Source organism: Mesorhizobium sp. M7D.F.Ca.US.004.03.1.1 (assembly GCF_003998635.1).
GTDB classification, from domain to species: domain Bacteria; phylum Pseudomonadota; class Alphaproteobacteria; order Rhizobiales; family Rhizobiaceae; genus Mesorhizobium; species Mesorhizobium loti.
In genome coordinates, this window is sequence record NZ_RZQG01000448.1 from 1 (window position 1) to 4,856 (window position 4,856).

Below are 4,856 nucleotides of genomic sequence, written 5' to 3' on the forward strand. Positions count from 1 at the left end.
GGCCAGCGTCGGCAAGATGCTCAAGCGCTACAAGGGCAAAGCCGCGATCATGTCGTTCGACCATTGGCTGATCCGCGATTTCCCGAAACACGCGCCGGGCATTCCGGGCGGACTGACCGCCTACGGCAAGGACGTCAAGCTGATCGAGGCGCATTTCGCCATGCTGGCGCACGAGATCGCCTTCACTTCGTACGCCGCCGGCGACCTGCCGAACCGGTTCGTCAGCTTCGTGCGTGAAAAGCTGAAAATGCCTGTTATCACCTGGACCGTGCATGACCAGCCCGCGGTCGACCTGACCTTCAGATATGCCGACCAGATGACGTTCGAAGGGTTCGAACCCGATCTGGTCAAAGTCGCCTGAAGTCGAGTGTCTGAAATGTGACTTGTACCAAGCCGGACGGAGCTTAAATAAGCCTCATGGATCAAGGCGATGAGGGCGATGGCCAGACAGCAAATGCGGACTATTCAATCCGCGTCGCCGCTGGCATCGGCGCTTTCACATGCGACGAATGGAACAGCTTTGCCGAAACTACGCGCGGCGATGCAGAAACCAATTACAATCCTTTGGTTTCCTTCGCTTTTCTGAGTGCACTTGAGGATTCCGGATGCGCCGTGCGGCGCACCGGTTGGCAGGGCCACCACCTCAGGCTGGAAGATGGGCAAGGCAGATTGCTGGGCGCGGTGCCCTGTTATCTCAAATCGCACAGCCAGGGCGAATATGTGTTCGACCATGGCTGGTCGGATGCGTTCGAGCGCGCCGGTGGCCGCTACTATCCAAAACTGCAAAGTGCTGTGCCGTTCTCCCCGGTCACCGGCCCTCGCCTGCTGGTCACCAAGGGCGAGGATATCGTCACCGTCAAGGCCGGTTTGGCGGCAGGCCTGAAGGCGGTGACGCAAAAACTCGGTGTTTCTTCCGCGCATGTCACCTTCGCGCAAGAGGGCGACGTGGAGGTGCTGGAAGCGGCAGGTTTCCTGCACCGCACAGACCAGCAATTCCATTTCTTCAACGAAGGCTTTTCAACCTATGACGACTTCCTCGCTACCCTTGCCTCGCGCAAGCGAAAGGCGATGAAGAAGGAAAGGCGCGAGGCGCTTGCCGACGGCATTTCGATCGACCGGCTGACCGGCAAGGATCTCACTGAGAAGGCCTGGGACGATTTCTTCGCCTTCTACATGGACACCGGCAGCCGCAAATGGGGCCGGCCCTATCTCAACCGCCAATTCTTTTCGCTGATCGGCGAGCGCATGGCCGACGACATCCTGCTGGTGATGGCCAGGCGCAACGGGCGCTATATTGCCGGCGCCATCAATTTCATCGGCTCCGACGCACTCTATGGCCGCAACTGGGGTTGCATCGAGGACCATCCCTTCCTGCACTTCGAGGTCTGCTACCACCAGGCGATCGACTTTGCCATCGAGCGCAAGCTGAAGGTGGTCGAGGCAGGCGCGCAGGGCGAGCACAAGCTGGCGCGCGGCTACCGGCCGGTGACCATGCATTCCGCGCACTACATTGCGCACCCCGGCCTGCGCAACGCCGTCGCCGACTATCTCAGACGCGAGCGGCAAGAGGTGGAGCGGATGGGCGAATATCTCGAAGAGCACACCCCGTTCCGCAAGGATCTGGAGGAGTAGCAACAGGGCTGCCCTGATGAGCAGGGTCGACTTCGCCGGGTCGTCTTGCCGACTTTCGACGGCTTCGCTACACGAAAGGCACAATCCGGAGCGTTCGCCATGGCCGCCTATGACACCGACAACATCTTCGCGAAGATCCTGCGCGGCGAGATTCCCTCGCAACGCGTCTACGAGGACGAAGCGGTCATAGCCTTCATGGATGTGATGCCGCAGGGGCCCGGCCATACGCTCGTGGTGCCGAAGGCACCGTCGCGCAACTTGCTCGACGCCGATCCGTCAATTTTCGGCCCGCTCTTCACCGTCGTTCAGAAAGTGGCGCTGGCGGTGAAAAAGGCCTTCGGCGCCGACGGTGTCACGATCCTTCAATTCAATGAGCCGGCCTCGGGGCAGACCGTCTATCATCTGCATGTCCATGTTATCCCGCGCTTCGATGGCATCCCGCTGAAACCGCACACTGGCGGAATGGAGAAGCCGGAAGTGCTGGCCGAGAGCGCCGAAAAGATACGGGCTGCGCTGGCCGCGCGGTGACGCTTAGCCCTCGGTTGTCAGCGCCTCGCATTTGGCCCTCGACAATGGCCGTCGCTGCTGTGCTTCGAATGCCCGCAGGCCCAGTCGCCAGCAGGCTATTGTAATCACCGCGCCGCCGAACACATCCATCAGATTGTGCCCGCCATGGATAAGAATTGCCGGCACCAACGCGGTGTTGGCGAGGATCAGCGCGAAACGAGCAAATGGATACGGCCAGATTGCGAAAAGCGACATCAGCGCCATGACCGTGTGGAACGACGGGAACCCTATGAGCCCTGTCGCCCGAATGGCTGAAATGTCGTTGATGCCATAAACCAGCAGGCGATTCAATTCCGCCCCGTAGGCGGAATTGACCACGGGTCCAACAATGCGATCGATTTCAGGGTCCAAGGTCCAGTAGGCGGAAGCGCCACTGGACGGAAACAGCGCCCAGCAAAAAATAGTGGCCAGCGCGGCAAACACCGCCGCCAGCATGGCAGCGTGAAGCTGCTTCCGATCGTTGGCCATGCCCAGGAAGAGAAAGACAAACAGGATCTGAGCCAGCGTCAGAGTATAGACCTGCCTCAGCGTATCCGAGAGAAGCGGGTATTGAGAAATCCATGCACAGGCGTCTGGCCACGAGTAACCGAACCAGGAGTCGATCCACACCAAGGTGGCGTCGATCGGCGCTGAATGCCGTGGCAAGAGCAGAAGGTTGAACAGCGAGGCAACAACTGAAAAGAGGATGAACAGCGCCAGAGCATGCGCAGTGAGCGCGATCCGCTCCGCTTTGCGGACCCGGCGATAGAATTGGCCGAGAGCGGTCATGACAATGGCAAAGCCGATGGAAAAAACATGGCTGTCAAGCGCAACGGTGACGTCCTTGACCCATGCAAGGAAAAAGCAGACGGCGACTAGCGCCAACACAATAGTCAGTATTGTCCGCTCTGCAGGTAGTAGGGTCATGCTTGAAACATGACCAATCATCGTTAATCAAGAGTGAAAATGGAAGCAGGAGTGGTCAAGAATTCCTGTGAGAATCCTATCGAGAATATAAGAACCTCAGAAAGCCATTGAATTCGAATTTTCTAATATAAGCTTCTCCCGAATTATATCAGCGCACTGGGCAGAGTTCAGAAGTGACGTATCGACTTCGAGATCGTACACGCCTGGCCGATGCACCTCTTCCTGCCACAGACGCACGGGCAATGGCGCGGGATCGTCAGCCGAGGCGGTCACATATCCCTTGTCCGCGGCGCTGGCCGCACGCCTCTCCATGATGATTTCGATCGGGCAGCGAACGCCGACAAGCAGCACCGGCAGGCCGGCGAGACGGCGGGCGCAATCGACGAGGCAGTTAAGGGGTTTCGAATAGGCATCGTGGTGGCCGACATCCGCAACGACATTCAGCCCCAGCCGGCTGTGAGCGGCTATCGATTCGTAGAGCGCTGCGTACAATCCGGGCACGACGCTTTCAAGATCCGGACGCTCGCCACCCGGCCGCAGCCCAATTCCAGGCTGATAGCGTGCCGGCGTGGCCTGCTCGTAAACGTCAACACCGAGATTGATCCAGACGCCATCGAAACTCTCCTGAATAGCTCTGGCGATGCTTGATTTTCCCGATCGCGGCGCGCCGTTCAAGATGATGATCTGGCCAACCATGCGTCACCTCGTGTTCCAATGGAAAAAGCCCCGTTTCCGGGGCTTTTTCGACTTTCGTAAGGCTCAGTTCTTTCGGGGCAGTTGCGGCACGAGGCTGCGCTTGCCGCCGTCCTTGCCCTTGGCCTCGGGCTTTGGCGCCACCAGCTTCTTGGCCGCGGGCTTTTTCGCGACGGCCTTTCTGGGCTTCGGCGTTTCTTCCGGCTCTTCCTTCTTCGGCTTCACCGGCGCCTCGTCGGCGAGCGATTCGAGCTTCAGGCCGGTCTCGCCGGTTTCCTTCTTCTCGACGGTGACACGCACCGTGCCGCCCTTCTTGAGCTTGCCGAACAACACCTCGTCGGCTAACGGCTTCTTGATGTGCTCCTGGATGACCCGGCCGAGCGGCCGCGCTCCCATGCGCTCATCATAGCCCTTGTCGGCGAGCCAGGCGATCGCATCCGCCGACAGGTCGAAGGTGACGCCACGCTCGGAAAGCTGTGCCTCGAGTTGCATGACGAACTTCTGCACCACCTGATGGATGACCGGAACCGGCAGCGAGCCGAACGGGATGATCGCATCGAGACGGTTGCGGAACTCCGGCGTGAACAGCCGGTTGATCGCCTCGACATCATCGCCTTCGCGCTTGGTCGAACCGAAACCTATCGCCGCGCGCTGGGCATCCGACGCACCCGCATTGGTGGTCATGATCAGGATCACATTGCGGAAGTCGATCTGCTTGCCGTTGTGGTCCGTCAGCTTGCCGTGGTCCATCACCTGCAACAGGATGTTGAACAGGTCCGGATGCGCCTTCTCGACTTCGTCCAGCAACAGCACGCAGTGCGGATGCTGATCGACGCCGTCGGTCAAGAGGCCGCCCTGGTCGAAGCCGACATAGCCGGGAGGAGCACCGATCAGCCGCGACACGGTGTGGCGTTCCATATATTCCGACATGTCGAAGCGGATCAGCTCGACGCCGAGCGACGCGGCCAACTGCTTGGCCACTTCGGTCTTGCCGACGCCGGTCGGGCCGGAGAACAGGTAGGAGCCGATCGGCTTCTCCGGTTCGCGCAGTCCGGCAC

Annotated in this window: 5 protein-coding genes and 1 pseudogene; 3 read left to right on the forward strand and 3 right to left on the reverse strand. The window is 59.9% G+C overall.

The annotated features are described in order from the left end of the window. From EN935_RS22385 to EN935_RS22395, 3 genes and pseudogenes are all read left to right on the forward strand, one after another. Positions 1-361, forward strand: a pseudogene (locus EN935_RS22385) (glycerophosphodiester phosphodiesterase); the annotation flags it as partial. 56 nt (positions 362-417) lie between these two features. Next, positions 418-1,632 (forward strand): GNAT family N-acetyltransferase, encoded by a 1,215-nt coding sequence (locus EN935_RS22390; RefSeq protein ID WP_109669063.1) that lies wholly within the window; start codon positions 418-420, stop codon positions 1,630-1,632. A 99-nt stretch (positions 1,633-1,731) separates the two neighbouring features. Next, positions 1,732-2,160 (forward strand): HIT family protein, encoded by a 429-nt coding sequence (locus tag EN935_RS22395; protein ID WP_109669065.1) that lies wholly within the window; start codon positions 1,732-1,734, stop codon positions 2,158-2,160. Positions 2,161-2,163: 3 nt separating this feature from the next. Here EN935_RS22395 and EN935_RS22400 read toward each other — a convergent pair whose 3' ends face one another. The 3 genes from EN935_RS22400 to EN935_RS22410 all read right to left on the reverse strand — a co-directional run. Next, complete coding sequence (locus EN935_RS22400; RefSeq protein ID WP_245489019.1) at positions 2,164-3,066, reverse strand: phosphatase PAP2 family protein; 903 nt, start codon at positions 3,064-3,066, stop codon at positions 2,164-2,166. A gap of 135 nt (positions 3,067-3,201) precedes the next feature. Next, the gene (locus EN935_RS22405) at positions 3,202-3,801 is read right to left on the reverse strand and encodes a chloramphenicol phosphotransferase (protein WP_109669067.1); all 600 of its coding nucleotides are present in this window, start codon (positions 3,799-3,801) and stop codon (positions 3,202-3,204) included. 63 nt (positions 3,802-3,864) lie between these two features. Continuing rightward, the coding region (locus tag EN935_RS22410) for an AAA family ATPase (RefSeq protein WP_127373622.1) at positions 3,865-4,856 on the reverse strand (992 nt) is incomplete at its 5' end.

Coding starts and splice junctions, on each gene's coding strand:
- EN935_RS22390 (WP_109669063.1), top strand. CDS start 418: ATGGATCAAGGCGATGAGGGCGATGGCCAGACAGCAAATGCGGACTAT.
- EN935_RS22395 (WP_109669065.1), top strand. CDS start 1,732: ATGGCCGCCTATGACACCGACAACATCTTCGCGAAGATCCTGCGCGGC.
- EN935_RS22405 (WP_109669067.1), bottom strand. CDS start 3,801: ATGGTTGGCCAGATCATCATCTTGAACGGCGCGCCGCGATCGGGAAAA.